Consider the following 19,490-nt stretch of genomic DNA (forward strand, 5'->3'; position numbering starts at 1 on the left):
GGACATGAGTCTAACGGCGCTTAGCAAGGAGACGGCAGGCCATGTAATTGACAGCCATACCGTGCTTTACGGCGTTATCGGCGATCCGATCCGCCATTCCAAATCACCGATTATGATGAATCGGGCGTTCCGGGAAACAGGCGTTAACGGCGTGTATGCCGCCTATCATATTACGTCTGACAAGCTTGCTGATTTTATCGCAGGTGTACGGGCTATGGGCATTAGGGGAGTCAATGTGACGATTCCCCACAAGCTGGATATTATGAAGCATATGGATGCGATCGACCCTGGCGCGGAAGCGATCGGAGCGGTTAATACGATTGTGAACGACAACGGCAGACTGACGGGCTATAACACCGATGGCATCGGCTATGTCCGGTCGCTGAAGGAAGAAGCGGAGCCCGCAATTGCCGGAAAGCGGATCGTCGTTATCGGAGCAGGCGGAGCATCGCGCGGAATCGTCTATGCTCTGGCAGGCGAGAAGCCTGCAAGCATAACGATTGCCAATCGTACGGAGGACCGTGCCCGTGAGCTGGCGCACAGCTTCGGCAGCTTGGCAGAGCTTCGGGCCGTAACATATGACGGGTTGCAAGAAGCTTGCCGCGATGCGGATATCGTTATCAATACGACTTCCGTCGGCATGCATCCCCATACGGACGCAAGCCCGGTAGAAGCTGGCTGGCTGAAGCAAGGCGCGGTTGCAAGCGACTTGATCTACAATCCGCTGAAGACGAAATTTCTTCGGGAAGCGGAGCAAGCAGGCTGCCGCATTCACGGCGGGCTGGGCATGTTTATTTATCAGGGCGCTTACGCCTTTGAATATTGGACGGGACAGACTGCGCCGGTTGCCGCAATGCGGGAAACGGTGCTGGCCTCGCTAATTTAATTTGTTAGTAGCAGAAAGTGCGAAAAAAGAAGGAGCATAACGATCATGTTGACAGGCAAACAAAAACGTCATTTGCGCGCATTGGCGCATCATTTGCAGCCGATTTTTCAGGTGGGCAAAGGCGGTACGAACGAGCAGCTCGTTCGTCATATTGAAGAAGCGATTGAAGTTCGCGAGCTGATTAAATTGTCCGTATTGAACAACTGCATGGACGATCCGCGGGAGATCGGCGCAGAGGTTGCGGATGCATCTGGCGCAGAGCTTGTACAGGTTATCGGCAAAACGATCGTACTGTATAAGAAGTCAAGCGACGAGAAGTACCGCAAAATCGAGCTGCCATCGCCGAAGCGCTAGCAGGAGCAGGAATTGATTGTGGGCAATTGGCATGTACGGAGAGGAGGGGACAGATCAGCATGGGCAATATCGGCATCATGGGCGGCACCTTCGACCCTATTCATATCGGTCATCTGATAGCGGCGGAAACGGCGCTTGACCGGTGCGGTTTGGACGAGATCTGGTTTATTCCGTCCTTTAAGCCTCCGCTTAAGGACCGGCAGCCGGGTGTTGACAGCGATATCCGCTATCAGATGGTGGAGGATGCAATACAGGATCATGCAGCATTCCGTGTTGTTGACCTGGAGCTTCGCAGAGGCGGAATGAGCTATTCTGTCGATACGGCGCTTGAGCTGTCCCGTCTGTATCCAGAGCATGCCTTCTCGTATATTATCGGGTCCGACCGGATCAACGATTTGCCGCAATGGCATCGGGTGGAGGAGCTGGTCTCGCTGGTGTCCTTCATTGGCCTCGAGCGGGAGGGGACGCCGGCAGAGCCGGACAGCTTGCCCGCTTATATCCGAAGCAAGCTAAGCATCATTGCTATGCCGGCAATCGGCATCTCCTCAACCGATATCCGCAACCGGGTACGGCTCGGCCAGTCGATCCGTTACAGGGTTCCCGAGTCTGTCCGGCAGTGCATCGAGGGGAGAGCTTTATATGAATCGTGAGCAGATGATCGCATCTGTCAAAGCGCAAATGCCTGAACGACGCTGGCTTCATACCGAAGGGGTAATGAAGACGGCCGTTCTGCTGGCTGAGCGGTACGGAGAAGATCCGGTGAAAGCAGAGCTTGCCGCTATTTTGCATGATGTGGCGAAATATTGGCAAACTGCAAAAATGGAACAAATCATTCGCGAGCAGAAGCTCAATGGGATGCTGCTCCTCTATGATAAGGAGCTGTGGCATGCCGAGGTTGGCGCTTGGGTCGCGGAGCAGGAATACGGCGTTGCTGATATCCAGGTGCTGGACGCCATCCGCTACCATACGTCGGGCCGCATCGGCATGACGAAGCTGGACAAGATCGTCTGCCTTGCCGATTATATGGAGCCGGGCCGTGATTTTCCGGGCGTGGAGTCTATTCGCGAGTTAAGCGGGCAAAGCTTGGAGCAGGCGTTAATTGTGGGATTCGACAGTACGATTTCGTTTCTGGTTGCCAAGGGCAAGCGGATATTTCCGCTAACGGTAGATGCCCGCAATGATTTAATTGAACAGCAAAAAACAGGAGGTTGAGCAATGACGGTACATTCAGACGAATTGCTGCAGGTGACGGTTGCTGCCGCAGAAGATAAGAAAGCGATGCGCATCGTTGCATTGAATTTGAAAGAAATTTCGCTAGTGGCTGATTATTTTGTCATTTGCCACGGCAATTCAGATACGCAGGTACAAGCGATTGCAACAGAAATTAAAAAACAAGCGGATATGCGCGGCGTTAAAGTGCGCGGCATGGAAGGGATGGACTCGGCAAGATGGGTGCTGATCGACCTTGGCGATGTCATCGTCCATGTGTTCCACCGCGACGAGCGCGAATACTATAACATCGAGCGTCTGTGGTCAGATGCGAAGGTAGTGGAGTTCGCATGAGCTGGATTGCCGGTACGTATCAAACATTAAGGGTGGCGCGTGAAGTGTCGCCCTATGGTTATTTTTTGACCGATGGCGAGAACGAGGTGCTGATGCACTACACGGAGCTCGTCGGCAAAAAGCCGAAGCTGGGCAATGAAGTGGAAGTATTCCTGTTCTTTGATACCGAGGACCGGATTTCTGCGACGATGAAGCGTCCATTGCTTGCGCTGGGAGAAATGGCACGCCTTAAGGTAGCGGATGTGCATCCGCGGCTGGGCTGCTTTCTGGAAATTGGACTTGGCCGCCAATTGCTGCTTCCGCTCTCGGAGCTGCCGGAAAAAGTCGAATACCGTCCGCTTCCAGGCGACGAGGTGCATGTCATTCTCGGCCACGATAAGGCAGGCCGGCTGCTGGCTACGCTGGCAGGAGAGGATGAGCTTGGGCCGCTCGTATTCGATGCGCCGCAAGCCTGGCGCAACCAGTGGGTTGAAGGCTGGGTAACGAAATCGCTGCAGATGGGCTCCTTCGTGCTCATTGACGGGGGCGTTGTCGGCTTTGGCGTATTCGGGATGATACCGGGCGCGGAGCGGACAAGACCTCTGAGGCTCGGCGAACGGGTATCGGCCCGGGTTACGTTCATTCGCGAGGATGGCCGCGTCAACCTGTCGATGGCCAAGCTCAAGCAGGAAGGCCGGCTGGAGGATGCCGACCGGATTCTTGCCTACTTGAAGGAACGCCCGGGCGGCGGCATGCCTTATTCGGATGAATCGCCGGCTGATGCGATTAAGCAAAAGTTCCAAATTAGCAAATCGGCGTTCAAACGGGCGCTTGGCAAGCTGATGCGGGAGGGAGCGGTTACGCAAAAGGGCAGCTGGACGTATTTGGCGGAAGCTGCTCCGGAAGCCGGGGGCGCGAGTGAGACTGCGGAGCAGTCTACTGACAGCATCGGCTCAGGCGCGGAGCATTCGGAGGAATAGAGCTATGGATTCGTATGGACAATTTGCTTCGGTCTATGATCGGCTGATGGAGGATATGCCTTACGAGCAGTGGCTGCAATTTGCCGAAAGCTGCTGGCAGCGCTACGGTGTGCCGGAAACGGTCGTTGATCTCGGCTGCGGAACAGGCAGCATTGCGGTGCCGCTCGCGCTGTCAGGCAAGCAGGTGTACGGCATTGATCTATCGGCTGATATGCTGGCTGTTGCCCGCAGCAAATGGGATGAGCATCCCGCGCGCAGCGGGACCGTCGTATGGCTGCAGCAGGACATGCGCGACTGGCAGCTTCTGGAGCCGGCAGATTGCGTGTTGTCCTTCTGCGACTGTATCAATTACTTAACCGAGGAAGCTGACGTTGAAGCGGCCTTCCGGGCCGCGTACGACGGATTGAAGAGCGGCGGCTTGTTCCTGTTCGATGTGCATGCGCCGTCGCTCCTCCGCCGTTATGCGGATGAGCAGCCTTTCATTCTGGACGAGGAGGATGTCGCCTACATTTGGACCTCCGAGCTGGATGAGGAGCGCTGCGAAATCGAGCATCATTTGACGATCTTTGCGCAAGAGCGCGGAGAGCGGTTCCGCCGGTTTGAGGAGCTGCACAGGCAGCGCGCCTATGATCCCGATTGGATCGAGTCCGCCTTGCGGCGGGCCGGCTTCGAGGCTGTGGACCGTTACGCCGATTTCAAGCTGGAGCCGGCTGGCGAGAGCTCTGAACGGCTTTTCTTCGCAGCGGTGAAGCGCTAGTATAAAGTGAAAAAGGTGTCGCACATGCGTTTGCTTGTGCGACACCTTTTTTGGGTTTCATCAAAATTTTTCCTGATGTCCGGAAGGAATTTGACGTCCGTCTTCTGAGCGCTTGGAAGCCTCTTCTGAGGGTGCGGCTCCGCTCGTCGAAGCTTTGTGCGGCGGAACGAAGCAACGCCTGCAGCGGGGCTCGTAGCTCTCTTTATCGCCGATTAGAAAGACAGGTCCAAGAGTCGCCGGCCTGCCGTTTACGACACGCTGGGTAAAGGCGGCATCGCCGCTGCCGCATACCGCGCAATAAGCATGCAGCTTGACGATCTCGTCGGCGACTGCGAGCAGCTCTCCGATCGCTCCAAACGCTTTACCCCTGTAATCCATGTTCAGTCCGGCCGCAATAACATGCTTGCCTTCGCTTGCGAGCGTGCCGATCAAATCGGCGATCGCCCTGTCGAAAAACTGCACCTCGTCAAAGGCGACGACATTTACCGCCTTCGTGTCTTCTATAACTTTGGCAGCCGCATCCGGTGTAAGCTGGCGCGGCAGGCTGGCTGACGGCAGCCGGTAACCCATCCGGCTCACGATTTCCGTTTCGCTGAAGCGAGTGTCCTCCGCAGGCTTATAGACCGCGACGCTCATCCGCCCGAATTGCTGAAGCTTCTGGCAGCGGCGGATCAATTCACCTGTTTTCTCGGAAAACATCGGGCCGGTAATAACGGTGATGAGGCCTCGTTCCATAATTGGGCTATAGCTCCTCTTTGTATCATTCATGATGCCTTCTGTCATACTATGCTGCAGGATGTATTATTTTAGCAAAAGTTTGCAAAAGAGGCGAATGCCGTCATCCAGCGCCGAAAGGCAGCTCATTTTGTTGAGGATCAGCCTTTACGCTTTTCCAGCATCACGCAAGAGCTCCTCGTTTTATTCCCTGAGAGCATCCTTCAAGCGGCTGTTCATCCCGTCGCCGAGTGAAGATCCGCGGGCGGCTGCAAGCCGCAATTTTTTCAATTCCTGCTTCAGCCGGTCATTATCTTTCACCAATGCATCGATGGCCGGAAGCATTCCGGGAACCGTATATCCTGCATCCGAAAACAGCTTTTCAATCGCCTCGCGCAGCTGTTCGGCCGATAGATTCTCACTCATTTTAACCCTCCAAAATAGCAATAAACTGTCACTATCACATCATATCCTCATCTGGTAAAATAGTCGAGTGCCCGAAATAGAGTCCGATAAATTTTCTCCATAAATTTCATTGACTAGACCTATATATTGATGTAGAATCAAAAACATCGACTAGATATTGAGTATATGAGTCGATACTACACCAAGACGTCTACTAGCGCATTTGACGGTTGTTGCAGTCAGAAGCGCTTTTCTATTGCTATAATTCAGCGAAGGAGAGAGAGAAAAACATGCTGGTTGTCTATGATTCCCGTACAGGCAATGTCAAGCGTTTTATCAACAAGCTGAATATGCGGGCTGTGCCGATTCAGGAGCAAAGCGAAGTGGATGAGCCATTCGTTTTGATCACTTACACAACGGGGTTCGGACAAGTGCCGGAGCGGGTTATGTCGTTCCTTGAGAAAAATTCCGACCACCTGTGCGGCGTGTCTGCCAGCGGTAACCGGAATTGGGGAGACGGATTTGCGAAGAGCGCGGATACGATCTCGGAAATGTTCGGTGTGCCTGTTTTATCGAAATTTGAATTATCCGGAACAAATCAAGATATGGAATATTTTGTTGAAAGGGTGCGGACCATTGAAACATATCGAACTGAACAACGAGCTCATGCAACGCGGGGCGGACGGCTTCTATCAATTGGATAAAGACAAGGAAGCGGTAGCCGCTTTTATGGAGGAAGTCGACAGCAAAAGCATGAAGTTTGGCTCGCTGCGCGAAAAGCTTGACTATCTAATAGAGAATGACTACTACGAGAATGTATTCGAGGATTATACATATGAGCAAGTGGAGGCCGTATTTACACTAGCGGAAAACAACGGCTTTCAGTTTGAATCCTATATGGCGATCTCGAAGTTCTATAAAGACTACGCGATGAAGTCCAACAACAAATCGCAATATTTGGAGAAATACTCCGACCGCGTTGCAATCGTTGCGCTTCACCTCGGTGAAGGCGATGCAGCCAGAGCGCTTCGCATTGCGGAAGCGATGATCGAGCAGCGGCTGCAGCCGGCGACGCCAACGTTCCTGAACGCAGGCAAAAGCCGCCGCGGTGAAATGGTGTCCTGTTTCCTGCTGGAGATGGACGACTCCCTGAACTCGATCAACTACGTGCTCGGCACTTGCATGCAGTTGTCCAAAATCGGCGGCGGCGTTGCCGTCAACCTGTCGAAGCTGCGCGGCCGCGGCGAATCGATCAAAGGCGTTGAAGGTGCAGCGAAAGGCGTTATGCCGGTACTGAAACTGATGGAGGACGCGTTCTCCTACGCCGACCAAATGGGTCAGCGCAAAGGCTCCGGCGCCGGTTACTACAACATTTTCGGCTGGGATATCATTGAGTTCCTGGATTGTAAAAAAATTAATGCCGACGAGAAATCGCGTATTAAAACGCTGTCCATCGGCCTGATTATTCCGAACAAATTCTATGAGCTGGCTGCACAGAACAAGCCGCTGAATGTATTTGGACCACATTCCGTTCACATGGCCTACGGCAAGCATCTGGACGATATGGATATGGATGAAATGTACGAAGAATTGCTCGCGAACGACCGCGTTGTGAAAAAAGTGGTTATGAACGCGCGCGACATGATGACGAAGATTGCTTCGATTCAATTGGAATCGGGTTACCCATACATTATGAACAAATCGAACGCGAACCGCGTTCATGCGCTGAAGGATATCGGCGGAATCAAAATGTCGAACCTGTGTACGGAAATTTTCCAAGTGCAAGAAACTTCGACGATTAACGATTACGGCATCGACGATGTCATTAAGCGCGACATCAGCTGCAACCTGGCTTCCCTTAACATCGTGAACGTGATGGAGCACAAAAAGATTAAAGAATCGGTTCATGTCGGCATCGAAGCATTGACGACGGTAAGCGACCTGTCGGCGATCGACAACGCACCGGGCGTCCGCAAAGCCAATGAAGAGCTTCATTCCGTTGGACTTGGCGCGATGAACCTGAACGGCTACCTCGCGAAGAACAAAATCGCTTATGAAAGTGAAGAAGCGAAAGATTTCGCAAGCACGTTCTTCATGATGATGAACTACTACTCCATCGAGCAAAGCATGGAAATCGCGAAGGAACGCGGCGAGACATTCAAAGATTTCGACCGTTCCGAATATGCGAAGGGCACATACTTTGACCGTTATGTAGAGACCGATTTCCGTCCGAAGCTGGACCGTGTGAAAGAGCTGTTCCAAGGTATGGAAATTCCTTCGCCGGAAGACTGGGCAGCGCTGAAAGAGAAAGTGCAAAAGCACGGCCTGTACCATGCTTACCGTCTGGCGATCGCGCCAACACAAAGCATTTCGTACATCCAGAACGCAACGTCGAGCGTTATGCCAATCGTTGAGCATATCGAGACGCGTACATATGCGAACTCGACAACTTACTACCCAATGCCGTTCCTGTCGCAGGAGAACTACTTCTACTACAAATCGGCATACAACATCGATCAATTCAAGCTGATTGACCTGATCTGGGAAATTCAGCAGCACGTCGACCAAGGCATTTCGACAGTTCTGCATGTGAACAGCAACGTAACGACTCGTGAACTGGCGCGGTTCTATATTTATGCTGCGCAAAAAGGTCTCAAATCGCTCTATTATACGAGAACGAAGCGTCTTTCCGTTGAGGAATGCACAAGCTGCGCCGTATAATTTAACAGCACTTATTACGATTATCGTTTATATATTCAATGCAAAACGGGCTGCGCCGCCGTCTTGGCCGCGCAGGCCGTTTATGCTTGCAAAGGAGCAATTTTGACGATGAAAGCAGTAAACTGGAACCGTCCGGATGACGATTTTACACTAACCTTCTGGCAGCAGAACGTTATGCAGTTCTGGACGGATGATGAAATTCCATTGTCCGATGACAAAATGGACTGGATGGAAATGAGCGAAATCGAGCGTACCGTCTACAAAAACGTGCTGGGCGGACTGACGCTTCTCGATACCATTCAAGGCGGCATCGGCATGCCGAAAATTTTGGAGCATGTTGAAGGCCTGCAGCGCAAAGCGGTATTGGCTTTCATGTCCATGATGGAGCAAATTCATGCGAAATCGTACAGCAGTATCTTCACGACGCTGGCGTCTGCTGAAGAGATTGACGCGATTTTCAACTGGGTAGAAACGAATGAGCAGCTGCAGAAAAAAGCGAACCTCATCTCCTCGTGGTACCACGGCATCGAGACGAAGCAGCAGCTTTACAAAGCGATGGCGGCTTCCGTATTCCTGGAAAGCTACTTGTTCTACAGCGGTTTCTTCTATCCGCTCTATTTGGCTGGTCAAGGCAAGATGACGAGCAGCGGCGAGATCATCGACTTGATCCTTCGCGACGAAAGCATCCACGGCTTGTACGTAGGCACGCTTGCGCAAGAGCTGTACCAAGAGTTCAGCGCAGAAGAGCAAGCGCAGCTGAAGGAAGAGCTTTATGAGCTGCTGCAGACGCTGTATGAGAATGAAGCTGTATACACGGACGACCTGTACAGCCCGATCGGCCTGCAGGACGAAGTGAAGGCTTATGTCCGCTACAATGCGAACAAAGCGCTGATGAATCTGGGCTTCGATCCTCATTTCCCAGAGGAGCCGGTCAACCCGATCGTCTTCAACGGCATCAGCACGCATACGAAGCAGCATGACTTCTTCTCGAAAAAAGGCAACGGCTACGTTCGTACCGTTCACGTTGAGCAGTTGAAGGATGACGACTTCGTATTCAACTTCTAAATCTGTTGAAATAATAGCAATCGGCGCGCGTAAGCGGCCGGTTGCTTTTTTTGTCGCTGTTGGGAGGGAGTGAACGCGAACTTGAGGGAGGGATGAGCATCCTGACTCATCATTAGCGAAGCAGACTCGCTATATAACGAAGCTAGATTCGCTGTAGAGCGGGATTTGGAGCGGTTGTCCAGCATTACGAAGCTAATTTCGCTGTTCGTGAAGCTAGGTTCATGAGAAGCGAAGCTAGGTTCGCTAACGGCTTTGTTTATTGAAGAGAATGCTGAATTAGCGCAAGTGGTTTCGCTAAATTGCGAAGCAACTTCGCTGGCGGCCGCCACCCATTTTACGAGAAAAAGACTATGCCAACGTATAGAACGCGTGATAAACTAGGTAGGATATGTAGTGTCAGTTGGAAGAAAAGTGGAGATTCTCATTCCATTGCAGGATAGCTGGAAAGAATAACAATATACAAGCATGGCCAGTGAGGATCCGTTCCATGGGCATCCTCTTTTTTTATGTACAGAGGAGATGAATTTAACGATGATTCCAATCTATATTGTAGATGCCTTTGCTGATACGGCGTTTAGCGGCAATCCGGCAGCGGTTTGCTTGCTGGAAAAGCCGGCAGAAGAGCAGTGGATGCAGCAGGTCGCGGCGGAAATGAATTTATCGGAGACAGCGTTTGTTGCGCAAAAGGCTGACGGATATGAGCTGCGCTGGTTTACGCCGGCTGCGGAGGTTGCGTTATGCGGTCATGCGACCCTTGCCGCCGCTTTTGCATTATGGGAGACGGGAAGGCTGCAGCCTTCTGAAAAAGCGGCTTTTGCGACAAAAAGCGGTTTGCTGACTGTCGTCAAGGAGACGGAGGGCAGCGGGGGATGGATGAAGATGGATTTCCCTGCTGAACCGCCTTCGCCGGTGCAAGCGCCGGAGACGCTCATACAAGGTCTAGGCCTTATCCCGCGTTATACCGGGAAAAACCGCTTCGACTACGTTGTAGAAGTCGACAGCGAGCGTACCGTTCGCGAGTTGAAGCCGGATTGGCAGCTGCTGGGCAGCCTGGATGGAAGAGGAGTCATTATTACGGCAAAAGCGGATAGCGGAAGCCATTGCGATTTTGTGTCCCGGGCCTTTTTCCCGAAGCTTGGCGTAAATGAAGATCCGGTGACGGGATCGGCGCATTGCGCACTTGCCCCTTATTGGAGCAAACGGCTGCGTAAGGAGCAATTGACCGGCTATCAAGCATCAGCTAGAGGCGGCTATGTAGGGACAGAATTAAGCGGGGACAGGGTGCTGCTCTCCGGACGAGCTGTTATGGTACTCCAAGGACAATTGGCGGAAGGGGCTGGGCAATAATGATGAAGCTAAAGCTGGAAAGAGAACAGAAGGAAGCGCTTGTTGAGCGTGTGCAAAGCTTTTTCGAGCTGGAGCGTGACGAGTCAATCGGCTCGATCGCCGCGGAGCAGCTGCTTGACTATATGCTGGCTGAGCTTGGACCCTATGTCTACAATCAGGCGATTGCCGATGCACGCAAATCCGTAATGGAACGCTTGCAAAGCGTGGAAGACGAGCTTTATGCACTGGAGCAGAGCGTCGCTGCCAAGCGCACTCGAGGAAGATAGCAGAAGGAGGCAGCATAACTTGGCATATGAAATTATTTTATTCGATGCAGACGATACGTTATTCGATTATCCGCGGGCTGAGGAGCATGCGCTTTCCAGCGTTTTTCGGCATATTGGCATTGAAGAGTCGCTGGCTCGCGCCGAGGAGGCGGATAGCTACACCTTCAGGTATAAGCAGATAAACAGCGGCCTGTGGAGGGAATTGGAGCAGGGGCACGTAACGACAAGCGAGCTGAAGGTTGAACGGTTTAGACGGTTGTTTGAGGGCGATGCCGCCTTTACGATTGATGCCGACGAAATTAGTGATCGTTATCTGGGCTTTTTGGGAGAGGGGCATTTTCTGTTCGACGGTGCAGAGGCGGTCATTCGCAATTTGGCGAAGCGCTATCGTCTAGCGATCATTACGAACGGATACAAGGATGTTCAGTTGTCGCGGATTGCCCGTTCCGGGCTGGCGGATTGCTTTGAGCAAGTCATCATTTCCGAGGAAGCCGGCTATCAGAAGCCGCATACCGGTATTTTCGGCTATGCCTTTGAGAAGCTGGGGTATCATGATCGCAGTAAAATGCTTATCGTAGGCGATTCATTAACCTCCGATATGCAAGGCGGCCTTAATATCGGCATTGATACTTGCTGGTACAACCCGGCAGGCAAAGCCAACACTACTTCTGTTCAGCCGAAGTACGAGATTAGATCGCTCGATGAGCTGTATGGAATTGTTGATTGTTAAGCTGCACACCGAAGTTTGAATGATGAAGGAGAGCTGCGAAAATGGGGAAAAAAACGACAGTATTATTCGATCTGGACGGAACTTTGACTGATCCGAAGCTGGGCATTACGAGCGGAGTTCAGTATGCTTTATCGAAATTTGATATCCATGTAGACAATCTCGATACGCTGGAGCCGTTTATCGGTCCGCCGCTGACGGAGACCTTTCAAGAACTGTATGGACTATCGGAGGAACAATCGCAGCAGGGGATCGCGTACTACCGGGAATATTTCGCTGACCGGGGCATGTATGAGAATGAATTGTATCCCGGCATGCATGAGCTGCTGGGCGGGCTGAAGGAGAGAGGCGTCCGTGTATGCATGGCTACATCCAAACCGACCTTTTTTGCGGAAAAAATCGCTGATTATTTCGAGATCAGCCGTTATTTTGATTTTGTCGGCGGCAGCAACCTGGACAATACGCGGACCGATAAAGGGGAAGTGATTCAGCATGTGCTGGAGACGCAAGGCATTGATCCTTCTGAAACGATTATGATCGGCGACCGGAAGCATGATGTAATCGGTGCGCGCAAAAACGGCATTCCTGCGATTGCGGTAGGCTACGGATACGGCCGCGATGAGGAGCTGCGGCTTGCAGAGCCGGCCTACAGAGCGGCGACGGTCGATGAGCTGGCTGCCCTTTTGCGGGAATTGACGGAGTAATACGCAATTCAAGCAGTGAATACAAATATGCAACGGCCAAAACGGCCGTTGCAACACAATGAGGGTAGCGGTTGCGTTTAAAAGTCATTCAACCGAGCATTTTTCATGAGCGATTCCGCGAATTCTTTCTTCACTGAGATTGAACATTAGAGCCAATTGTTTTATAGGAATGCCGCTATTATACTTTCTCCGAATTTCAGTGTTGCGGATGAGGAACTCGTCTTGGATTCCAGTAGAAGTGCCCCACGATTGGCGGTCGGTTTGCGGAATATACAGATGCTGCCCCTTTACATACTTTTGGATTTCTTCAATTAACTCTTTCGGCAACACATCTCGAGCGTTAACGTATTTTTTCATTCTGGCTCCTCTATAAAGTTTTCGTTAGCCGCAATGTATTAAGTTGTTCGAGATTGTTGTTGGTGAATCCTTCCATAACCATCGCTGCAAAAACATCAAAATGCTTTAAAGTCATTTTAGTTAAAACATGTTGTACATCCAATTGTTTCATGGACTGGAGGGCACATTGGATCAACCGCCTCTTCTCCGCCTTGTTAATTTCGAATTTTGGCCTGAAATGAAGACCGAAACCGCAGGCTTGAAAAATGGATTCTTCTGGTGAAGGGCTGTATTGAAATACCTCATAATAGGCTAGGCCTGCGATCTCTTGTGTTTTATCATCTTGGATACCTAACACGACCCGGTTTCTTAACTGAGCAGGAGAAATTTGTCTTGTATACAATTCCGCCATTTCCTCTTCTCCATCCTCATGTAATATCTCATTTATTCTTTCTGCCCCACTAAAGCTGATAGGCTCAATTCCTGCTATATCTAAACTCTCTGGCGCATTCCAGTTGTCTAAAGCAAGCTCGCAAGTCATGCTGCTATACTCATCCGAAATAAATCCCCACTTTTCCAGCAAGCTTATTTCTGCATTTCTAATTTGACCAAACTTAACGTATGAAAATGCAATCATCTTGCTGCCGCCATTGCTGGTTATATAAATGCCGCACTTTTCAATAAGTTCATTCAACACAAATTCGTAGCCGTCTACAAAACCATATGTTAAAACCCCGTTTCTAGATGAGGAAGATAGACGTATATCCGTTACGGCAACTATGTTCTCATCGCTAATGGCGACATACATGTTTTGATCAGCGGCTCTGTCCTTTAAATAGTCATCTGCGGACAAGTAGTAAACGGTGTTTTTAACATAGCGCTGCAAGGTTTCGTTTATTAGTTGCAGGAGGTAAACCAAGTCATCGTTTGAAGTAACTTCCCGTATTTTGATTGCTTTTGAATACATGTGCCAATCATCTCCTTCAAGTTTAATGTTTCTATTTCCAGTTTGGGGTTCGGGAGCATGAAATGAAATACTAAGATTTTTTATAAAAATTTATGAGCAGGCCTGCCTGCCGGCTTTCTGAGTTGAACTTTCTATCGGTTGCGACGGGTCAAAATGTAAAAATACATGTTGTAGGCCGCTTTTTCGACGATTTATCGCATCAAAATGTAAATGTGCAGTTTGATCGGCCTAAAATGTCCCTTTGGAGTGAAAAGGGGTGATTTCAAATGCACTTTTGCATTTTGAACGTGATTTTGGACCTTTTGAGGCTAAACAAAATGCACATTTGCATTTTGTTTCTCAATTATCGCGGGGGAGACCCGCATATGGATGGGATTTGATTTGGTTTGAATTTGCATTTGCATTTGAATTTTCATTCGCATTTGGGCGAGCGGAGCGTTTTGAGTTCGGGCTGATTTTTTGCAGATTCTATCCATTTGTTATCGTGTAAGCGATGGGAAAAATGGAATCAAGAATAGCAGCACGAACCAAAACGCGCAGCGACCCCGGGGCTAGACGAACCAAAACGCGCAGCGACCCGGGGTTAGACGAACTAAAACGCGCAGCGAGCCCAAGGGTATAAACGGGAGTATGCAATCTGAAAAAGCCCCTTTCCGGGCTTTTTTTCGTTTTCGCCCATTGAATTGGCGAAATGATCATCGCGCTGAAGCGAAATCGGAATCGTTTTTTACGTTTTGCTCATATCGGGAGAGCCGCTGCGGTTGCTATTCTGTGGAGGAGATGCATCTCGCACATTTTTGAACTTGAAAATGAAAAGGGGCAGAGCTATGAAACTGAAACGTCTTTTAGCTTCAACGCTGGTCATTATGCTGCTGGCAATGCTGGCAGTCGCTTGCTCGTCGAACGGCGGCAAAGAAAGCGGCAATGAAGGCACTACTAATACGAACAATAGTGAAACAGCCGGAGAGCCAACGAAGTACCCGATTGAAACGGATAAGAAGCTCACGTACTGGGGCGAAATTAACGGAAACCTGATCGGTGTAAAAGCGAGCCACAAAGACATTCCGTTCTTCCAGCAATGGCAGAAGAAAACGGGTGTTGCGCTTGAGTTTACGGCGCCGCCTACCGGACAGACGAAAGAAGCGCTCAACGTACTGCTCGCTTCCGGCGATCTGCCGGACATGATCGAATTCAACTTCCTGGGCGACTTCCCGGGCGGTCCGGAAAAAGCGATCAGCGACGGCTACATTCTCAAATTGAATGATCTGATTGATCAATATGCTCCAAACCTGAAAAAGTTTTTGCAGGATAACCCGGAGATCGACAAAATGGTCAAAACCGACAATGGCAGCTACTACGCCTTCCCGTTCATCCGTGGCGATGAATACTTGCGGGTGTTCCAAGGACCGATTATCCGCAAAGACTGGCTCGACGAGCTAGGCCTTCCGGTTCCGGAAACGATTGATGACTGGACAACGACGCTTACGGCGTTCAAGGAGAAAAAAGGCGCTTCGGCTCCATTCACAGTCAACAGTAAGCCGCGCTACTTCAATGATTCCGGCAACGGCGCATTCCTAGGCGCATTTGGCGTAAACCGCGGCTTCTATCAAGAGGACGGCGAAGTGAAGTTTGGACCGGCTGAAGCGGGCTTCAAGCAATATTTGGGCCTGTTCCGCGACTGGTATGCGAAAGGCTTGATCGACAAAAACATTGCAACAGCGGATACGAAAGCAGTGGACGGCAACATCGCATCCGGCGCAACTGGCGCATCGGTCGGCAACGCCGGCGGCGGCATCGGCAAATGGCAGCCGCTTGTAGAGGCGAATGATCCGAAAGCGGTGCTGGTAGGCGCTCCATATCCGGTACTGAACAAAGGCGAGACGCCGAAGTTTGGTCAAAAACATCAAGCTTACGCTTCTGAAGGCACGGTCGCGATCAGCGCATCGGCTAAAGATCCAATCCTGGCCGTTAAAATGCTCGACTATGGCTACAGCGAAGAAGGACGCCTGTTCTTCAACTTCGGTACAGAAGGCGAAAGCTACAACATGGTAGACGGCTACCCGACTTACACCGATCTGCTGATGAAAAACCCGGACAAATTGGCTCCGGCGCAAGCGATTTCGATGTATGCCCGCGGCAGCTACAACGGTCCGTTCATTCAGGACAAACGTTATGCCGAGCAGTTTTTTGCCCTGCAAACGCAGCGTGACGCGGTTGTAACTTGGGGTAAAACGGATGCGGCGAAATACAATTTGCCGCCGATTACACCAACGCCAGAGGAAAGCTCGGAATACGCGACGATTATGAATGACATCAACACGCTGGTGGATGAAATGTCGCTCAAAATCATTCTCGGTACGGAGCCGCTAGACGCTTATGACAGCTACATTGCGAAAATGAAGCAGCTGAAGCTGGACCGTGCAATCGAGATTCAAAAAGCAGCATTGGAACGCTATAACAACAGATAGACAAAGCGGGGAGAGGGCTTCGCCTTCTCTCCTCCAATTTGGGTGGAGGTGAGCAGCTTCATGGCAAACGCGCAGGCGCTGAAAAGCGGAAAGACCGGAAAAACGGGGAAAAACCGTTTCATTCGCGACCTTTTGATGAATAAATACTTGTACTTGATGATGATTCCGGTCGTTGCCTATTACATCGTCTTCCATTATGCGCCCATGTACGGAGCGCTGATTGCATTTAAGCAATACACGCCGATGAAAGGGATACTCGGAAGCGATTGGGTAGGACTCAAGCATTTTTACGATTTTTTCAATAGCTACTATTTTGTACGGATTTTGAAAAACACGCTCATTATCAGCTTTTATTCGCTGCTGTTTGAGTTTCCGGCGCCGATTATTTTAGCGCTGCTGATTAACGAGGTGCGCAGCAAGTCGTTCAAGCGTGTGGCGCAGACGATCACCTACATGCCGTACTTTATTTCACTTGTTGTCATTTGCGGCATCATTACCGATTTCACCAATGCGGATGGCGTTATCAACCGGTTGTTCATGCTTTTCGGCTATGACGGCCAAGCCATGCTGCAGAAGCCGGAGTTGTTCCGGCCGATCTATATTTTATCGGAAATTTGGCAGCGCATCGGCTGGGAATCGATCATTTACATTGCTGCCTTAATGAGCATTGATTTAGAGCAGTATGAGGCCGCCCGCATGGACGGCGCCAGCAGGCTGAAGCAAATTTTCCACATTACGCTGCCCGGTATTATGCCGACGATCGCGATTATGCTGATCTTGCGCATGGGCAATTTGCTGAACGTCGGATTTGAAAAAATCATTCTGCTGTACAATCCCGTTACTTATGAAACCGCCGACGTTATTTCGTCGTTCGTATACCGCAAAGGCCTTCTGGAGTTTGGCTGGAGCTACAGCTCGGCTGTCGGGCTGTTCAACTCGGTCATCAACCTGGTGTTGCTGATCACAGCCAACTATGTCAGCCGCAAAGTTAACAAAAGCAGTCTATGGTGAGGTGAAGCAGATGAGAAGAGAGTCCACTATCGGAGACAAAGTGTTTGATACCGCAATTTATGCCGTCCTCATTTTTCTCGTAGTCGTGACGTTGTACCCGTTGCTGTATGTGTTGTTCGCCTCGTTCAGCGACGCAGGCCAACTGGTGGGGCATAAAGGCGTGCTGTGGAAGCCGCTCGGGTTCGATCTAGGCGCTTATCGAAGCGTGCTTGAAAATCCGGGCATCGCGATCGGCTACCGCAATACGCTGTTTATCGTGGTGTTTGGCTTGATCGTCAACTTGTTTATGACGTCGCTTGGCGCGTACGTTCTGTCGCGTAAAAATGTGCTGTGGAACAATGCGTTTATGGTCTTTATCGTGTTTACGATGTTTTTCAGCGGCGGTCTTATTCCGCTTTATCTCGTCGTGAAAGGAGTCGGGCTGCTGGACTCCCTCTGGTCGACCATTCTTCCGTTCTCAATCAGCACATTTAACCTGATCATTATGCGTACAGCCTTTATGGGCGTTCCGGACAGTCTCGAAGAGTCGGCCAAAATCGATGGCGCGAACCATTTCACAATTTTGTTCCGCATCATTATTCCGCTTTCCATGCCGGTTATCGCCGTTATGATTCTCTATTATGCAGTAGACAAATGGAACGGCTGGTTCTATGCGTCGGTCTTTATCCGCAGCCGGGAGCTGTTCCCGCTGCAGCTCGTCCTGCGTGAAATTCTGATTGCCAATTCGACGGACAGCATGTCGGCAGGCGCAAGTGCAGGAGACCGGCATCAAATTGGCGAAACGATTAAGTACGCAACGATTATGGTTGCGACCGTTCCGATCCTTTGCGTCTATCCGTTCGTTCAACGGTTTTTCGTCAAAGGCGTTATGGTAGGTTCCTTGAAGGGCTAATGGCTAAAGGTTAGAAGTTAAAGTTTACAGGTTACAGGTTAAAGGCTAATCGAAGCAATCGACACAGAGAGGGGCTTTTACGGATGCAGGCAGTAAATCAGTCTTTGAATGCAGGAGCGATATGGAATCGCATAGAAGCGAAATTAAGCGTCATGCATGAAAGCATCGGCGAGAAATCGCCGCATGTGGCCGGAGCGGACGGCAAATACGATGATCAGCGGATCGATTGGTGGACGAGCGGCTTCTGGCCGGGCATCCTGTGGATTGCCCACGAAATGACGGGAGAGGAAAAGTATAAGACCTCGGCCTGGAGCTGGGATGAGCGGCTGGAGCGTCAGATGATTGAACGAAACTCATTCGATCATGATGTCGGCTTTCATTTCCTGCCGACCGCGGTGTTCAAGTATCAGCTGACCGGAGATACGGATGCCGAACGCCGGGCGTTGTTCGCCGCCAATTTTCTGGCGGGCCGCTTTAACCTGAACGGCCGCTTTATCCGGGCCTGGAACAGCGATATGCACGGCTGGTCGATAATCGATACCGCGATGAACCTGTCGCTGCTCTTCTGGGCGACCCGCCAAAGCGGAGATCCTCGCTTTGAGCAAATCGCCAGAGCGCATGCCGACACTGTGCTGCGCCATTTTATCCGCGAGGACGGCTCGGTCAATCATATCGTCTGCTTCGACCCTCATACGGGACAGTACGACGAAACGCGGGGCGGCCAGGGCGCAGCGCCGGATTCCGGCTGGAGCCGGGGAGCGGCATGGGCGCTGTACGGGATGGCGAATACGTTCCGCTATACGGCGGATCGCGCCTATTTGCGGGCAGCGCAGCGCGTCGCGCATTATTTTGTAGCGAATTTGCCGGAGGACAACGTGCCGCATTGGGATTTCCGCGCCGATGTGCAGCTGGACAATGAGCCGCGCGACACGTCGGCAGGAGCCATTGCTGCCTCCGGCATGCTGGAGCTGGCCGAGCTGCTGCCGGAGAAGGAAGGCAGAGTCTACAGGCAGGCGGCGGAGCGCATTCTGCAATCGCTGCATGACCATTATGCGTCATGGGAGGATGACAGCCACGAGGCCATGCTGCTTCACGGTACGGGACATAAGCCGGCGGGACAAAACGTCGACGTCTCGCTTATCTACGGCGATTACTTTTTCGTCGAGGCGATTGCCAAGCTGAACGGCTGGAAGCATCGCATTTTCTAATTGCGTGATTAGTTCAATTCTAATTCTATATCTACAGCAATCAGCCTGAGCGGATTATGCCGTTCGGGCTGTTTTTGATGCTGTTATGCGGTTTTTTCGGGATCCAACATTGATATTGTCAATCCGATTGAAACTTTTGA

The 19,490-nt window shown here is 51.1% G+C and carries 23 protein-coding genes; 19 read left to right on the plus strand and 4 right to left on the minus strand.

Annotated elements, in window-relative coordinates; translation table 11 throughout:
* Positions 1 to 4 precede the first annotated feature (4 nt).
* Genes ACFVVF_RS25505 through ACFVVF_RS25535 form a run of 7 tightly spaced genes read left to right on the plus strand, consistent with a single transcriptional unit; the run spans position 5 to position 4,519 of the window.
* Complete coding sequence (locus tag ACFVVF_RS25505) at positions 5 to 886, plus strand: shikimate dehydrogenase (RefSeq protein WP_387815530.1); 882 nt, start codon at positions 5 to 7, stop codon at positions 884 to 886.
* A 45-nt stretch (positions 887 to 931) separates the two neighbouring features.
* A complete protein-coding gene (gene yhbY, locus ACFVVF_RS25510) occupies positions 932 to 1,240 on the plus strand; it encodes a ribosome assembly RNA-binding protein YhbY (protein WP_387815532.1) in 309 nt (102 codons plus the stop codon).
* A gap of 59 nt (positions 1,241 to 1,299) precedes the next feature.
* Positions 1,300 to 1,890 carry a nicotinate-nucleotide adenylyltransferase gene (nadD, locus tag ACFVVF_RS25515; protein WP_387815534.1) on the plus strand — a complete coding sequence of 197 codons (591 nt, stop codon included), beginning with the start codon at positions 1,300 to 1,302 and terminating at the stop codon, positions 1,888 to 1,890.
* Positions 1,880 to 2,452, plus strand: a complete 573-nt coding sequence (gene yqeK / locus ACFVVF_RS25520; RefSeq protein WP_387815536.1) for a bis(5'-nucleosyl)-tetraphosphatase (symmetrical) YqeK — start codon at positions 1,880 to 1,882, stop codon at positions 2,450 to 2,452. Before nadD ends, yqeK begins: the two co-directional genes overlap by 11 nt.
* 3 nt (positions 2,453 to 2,455) lie before the next feature.
* On the plus strand, positions 2,456 to 2,803 hold the full coding sequence (gene rsfS / locus ACFVVF_RS25525) for a ribosome silencing factor (protein ID WP_387815538.1): 348 nt from the start codon (positions 2,456 to 2,458) through the stop codon (positions 2,801 to 2,803).
* Positions 2,800 to 3,762, plus strand: a complete 963-nt coding sequence (locus ACFVVF_RS25530; protein ID WP_387815540.1) for a CvfB family protein — start codon at positions 2,800 to 2,802, stop codon at positions 3,760 to 3,762. The genes rsfS and ACFVVF_RS25530 overlap by 4 nt, the downstream gene beginning before the upstream one ends.
* A 4-nt stretch (positions 3,763 to 3,766) precedes the next feature.
* The gene (locus ACFVVF_RS25535) at positions 3,767 to 4,519 is read left to right on the plus strand and encodes a class I SAM-dependent DNA methyltransferase (RefSeq protein ID WP_387815542.1); all 753 of its coding nucleotides are present in this window, start codon (positions 3,767 to 3,769) and stop codon (positions 4,517 to 4,519) included.
* A gap of 60 nt (positions 4,520 to 4,579) precedes the next feature.
* Here ACFVVF_RS25535 and ACFVVF_RS25540 read toward each other — a convergent pair whose 3' ends face one another.
* On the minus strand, positions 4,580 to 5,254 hold the full coding sequence (locus ACFVVF_RS25540) for a thymidine kinase (RefSeq protein ID WP_387815735.1): 675 nt from the start codon (positions 5,252 to 5,254) through the stop codon (positions 4,580 to 4,582).
* A gap of 183 nt (positions 5,255 to 5,437) precedes the next feature.
* Positions 5,438 to 5,659, minus strand: coding sequence for a hypothetical protein (locus ACFVVF_RS25545; RefSeq protein ID WP_387815543.1), 222 nt, complete (start codon positions 5,657 to 5,659; stop codon positions 5,438 to 5,440).
* Between the two features lie 269 nt (positions 5,660 to 5,928).
* Between ACFVVF_RS25545 and nrdI the strand changes: the two genes are divergently transcribed.
* The 7 genes from nrdI (at position 5,929) to ACFVVF_RS25580 (ending at position 12,468) form a co-directional block, all read left to right on the plus strand.
* Positions 5,929 to 6,342, plus strand: coding sequence for a class Ib ribonucleoside-diphosphate reductase assembly flavoprotein NrdI (gene nrdI / locus ACFVVF_RS25550; protein ID WP_387815545.1), 414 nt, complete (start codon positions 5,929 to 5,931; stop codon positions 6,340 to 6,342).
* Positions 6,275 to 8,359, plus strand: coding sequence for a class 1b ribonucleoside-diphosphate reductase subunit alpha (gene nrdE / locus ACFVVF_RS25555; protein WP_387815547.1), 2,085 nt, complete (start codon positions 6,275 to 6,277; stop codon positions 8,357 to 8,359). Before nrdI ends, nrdE begins: the two co-directional genes overlap by 68 nt.
* Positions 8,360 to 8,467: 108 nt before the next feature.
* Positions 8,468 to 9,424 carry a class 1b ribonucleoside-diphosphate reductase subunit beta gene (gene nrdF / locus ACFVVF_RS25560; protein ID WP_387815549.1) on the plus strand — a complete coding sequence of 319 codons (957 nt, stop codon included), beginning with the start codon at positions 8,468 to 8,470 and terminating at the stop codon, positions 9,422 to 9,424.
* Between the two features lie 531 nt (positions 9,425 to 9,955).
* Positions 9,956 to 10,771 carry a PhzF family phenazine biosynthesis protein gene (locus ACFVVF_RS25565; RefSeq protein WP_387815551.1) on the plus strand — a complete coding sequence of 272 codons (816 nt, stop codon included), beginning with the start codon at positions 9,956 to 9,958 and terminating at the stop codon, positions 10,769 to 10,771.
* Positions 10,771 to 11,037, plus strand: coding sequence for a DUF2164 domain-containing protein (locus ACFVVF_RS25570; RefSeq protein WP_387815553.1), 267 nt, complete (start codon positions 10,771 to 10,773; stop codon positions 11,035 to 11,037). Before ACFVVF_RS25565 ends, ACFVVF_RS25570 begins: the two co-directional genes overlap by 1 nt.
* A 19-nt stretch (positions 11,038 to 11,056) precedes the next feature.
* Entirely contained in the window at positions 11,057 to 11,767 is a 711-nt protein-coding gene (locus ACFVVF_RS25575; protein ID WP_387815554.1) for a YjjG family noncanonical pyrimidine nucleotidase, read from the plus strand.
* Between the two features lie 41 nt (positions 11,768 to 11,808).
* Positions 11,809 to 12,468, plus strand: coding sequence for an HAD family hydrolase (locus tag ACFVVF_RS25580; protein WP_387815556.1), 660 nt, complete (start codon positions 11,809 to 11,811; stop codon positions 12,466 to 12,468).
* An 84-nt stretch (positions 12,469 to 12,552) separates the two neighbouring features.
* On the opposite strand, the gene ACFVVF_RS25585 is transcribed toward ACFVVF_RS25580, so the two are convergent.
* Both ACFVVF_RS25585 and ACFVVF_RS25590 read right to left on the minus strand, forming a co-directional pair.
* Positions 12,553 to 12,825, minus strand: a complete 273-nt coding sequence (locus ACFVVF_RS25585; protein WP_387815558.1) for a CD3324 family protein — start codon at positions 12,823 to 12,825, stop codon at positions 12,553 to 12,555.
* 10 nt (positions 12,826 to 12,835) lie between these two features.
* Entirely contained in the window at positions 12,836 to 13,771 is a 936-nt protein-coding gene (locus ACFVVF_RS25590) for a hypothetical protein (protein WP_387815560.1), read from the minus strand.
* 256 nt (positions 13,772 to 14,027) lie between these two features.
* On the opposite strand from ACFVVF_RS25590, the gene ACFVVF_RS25595 reads away from it, so the two are divergent.
* The 5 genes from ACFVVF_RS25595 (at position 14,028) to ACFVVF_RS25615 (ending at position 19,350) form a co-directional block, all read left to right on the plus strand.
* The gene (locus ACFVVF_RS25595) at positions 14,028 to 14,261 is read left to right on the plus strand and encodes a hypothetical protein (RefSeq protein WP_387815562.1); all 234 of its coding nucleotides are present in this window, start codon (positions 14,028 to 14,030) and stop codon (positions 14,259 to 14,261) included.
* Positions 14,262 to 14,598: 337 nt separating this feature from the next.
* Positions 14,599 to 16,239: an extracellular solute-binding protein gene (locus ACFVVF_RS25600; protein ID WP_387815564.1), complete on the plus strand. Its 1,641-nt coding sequence runs from the start codon at positions 14,599 to 14,601 to the stop codon at positions 16,237 to 16,239.
* Positions 16,240 to 16,299: 60 nt separating this feature from the next.
* Positions 16,300 to 17,250, plus strand: a complete 951-nt coding sequence (locus ACFVVF_RS25605) for an ABC transporter permease (RefSeq protein ID WP_387815565.1) — start codon at positions 16,300 to 16,302, stop codon at positions 17,248 to 17,250.
* 10 nt (positions 17,251 to 17,260) lie between these two features.
* Positions 17,261 to 18,142: a carbohydrate ABC transporter permease gene (locus ACFVVF_RS25610; protein ID WP_387815737.1), complete on the plus strand. Its 882-nt coding sequence runs from the start codon at positions 17,261 to 17,263 to the stop codon at positions 18,140 to 18,142.
* 83 nt (positions 18,143 to 18,225) lie between these two features.
* Entirely contained in the window at positions 18,226 to 19,350 is a 1,125-nt protein-coding gene (locus ACFVVF_RS25615) for a glycoside hydrolase family 88 protein (protein ID WP_387815567.1), read from the plus strand.
* Positions 19,351 to 19,490: the final 140 nt, after the last annotated feature.

The organism is Paenibacillus sp. NPDC058174, assembly GCF_042883865.1.
Taxonomy (GTDB): Bacteria; Bacillota; Bacilli; order Paenibacillales; family Paenibacillaceae; genus Pristimantibacillus.

Excerpts from the sequence above, each read along its gene's own strand:
- ACFVVF_RS25585 (WP_387815558.1), bottom strand. The coding sequence starts at position 12,825 with ATGAAAAAATACGTTAACGCTCGAGATGTGTTGCCGAAAGAGTTAATT.
- nadD (WP_387815534.1), top strand. The coding sequence starts at position 1,300 with ATGGGCAATATCGGCATCATGGGCGGCACCTTCGACCCTATTCATATC.
- yhbY (WP_387815532.1), top strand. The coding sequence starts at position 932 with ATGTTGACAGGCAAACAAAAACGTCATTTGCGCGCATTGGCGCATCAT.
- ACFVVF_RS25615 (WP_387815567.1), top strand. The coding sequence starts at position 18,226 with ATGCAGGCAGTAAATCAGTCTTTGAATGCAGGAGCGATATGGAATCGC.
- ACFVVF_RS25545 (WP_387815543.1), bottom strand. The coding sequence starts at position 5,659 with ATGAGTGAGAATCTATCGGCCGAACAGCTGCGCGAGGCGATTGAAAAG.
- ACFVVF_RS25540 (WP_387815735.1), bottom strand. The coding sequence starts at position 5,254 with ATGGAACGAGGCCTCATCACCGTTATTACCGGCCCGATGTTTTCCGAG.
- ACFVVF_RS25610 (WP_387815737.1), top strand. The coding sequence starts at position 17,261 with ATGAGAAGAGAGTCCACTATCGGAGACAAAGTGTTTGATACCGCAATT.
- rsfS (WP_387815538.1), top strand. The coding sequence starts at position 2,456 with ATGACGGTACATTCAGACGAATTGCTGCAGGTGACGGTTGCTGCCGCA.
- ACFVVF_RS25590 (WP_387815560.1), bottom strand. The coding sequence starts at position 13,771 with ATGTATTCAAAAGCAATCAAAATACGGGAAGTTACTTCAAACGATGAC.
- ACFVVF_RS25565 (WP_387815551.1), top strand. The coding sequence starts at position 9,956 with ATGATTCCAATCTATATTGTAGATGCCTTTGCTGATACGGCGTTTAGC.
- ACFVVF_RS25530 (WP_387815540.1), top strand. The coding sequence starts at position 2,800 with ATGAGCTGGATTGCCGGTACGTATCAAACATTAAGGGTGGCGCGTGAA.
- ACFVVF_RS25605 (WP_387815565.1), top strand. The coding sequence starts at position 16,300 with ATGGCAAACGCGCAGGCGCTGAAAAGCGGAAAGACCGGAAAAACGGGG.
- nrdI (WP_387815545.1), top strand. The coding sequence starts at position 5,929 with ATGCTGGTTGTCTATGATTCCCGTACAGGCAATGTCAAGCGTTTTATC.
- yqeK (WP_387815536.1), top strand. The coding sequence starts at position 1,880 with ATGAATCGTGAGCAGATGATCGCATCTGTCAAAGCGCAAATGCCTGAA.
- ACFVVF_RS25505 (WP_387815530.1), top strand. The coding sequence starts at position 5 with ATGAGTCTAACGGCGCTTAGCAAGGAGACGGCAGGCCATGTAATTGAC.
- nrdF (WP_387815549.1), top strand. The coding sequence starts at position 8,468 with ATGAAAGCAGTAAACTGGAACCGTCCGGATGACGATTTTACACTAACC.
- ACFVVF_RS25600 (WP_387815564.1), top strand. The coding sequence starts at position 14,599 with ATGAAACTGAAACGTCTTTTAGCTTCAACGCTGGTCATTATGCTGCTG.
- ACFVVF_RS25535 (WP_387815542.1), top strand. The coding sequence starts at position 3,767 with ATGGATTCGTATGGACAATTTGCTTCGGTCTATGATCGGCTGATGGAG.
- ACFVVF_RS25570 (WP_387815553.1), top strand. The coding sequence starts at position 10,771 with ATGATGAAGCTAAAGCTGGAAAGAGAACAGAAGGAAGCGCTTGTTGAG.
- ACFVVF_RS25580 (WP_387815556.1), top strand. The coding sequence starts at position 11,809 with ATGGGGAAAAAAACGACAGTATTATTCGATCTGGACGGAACTTTGACT.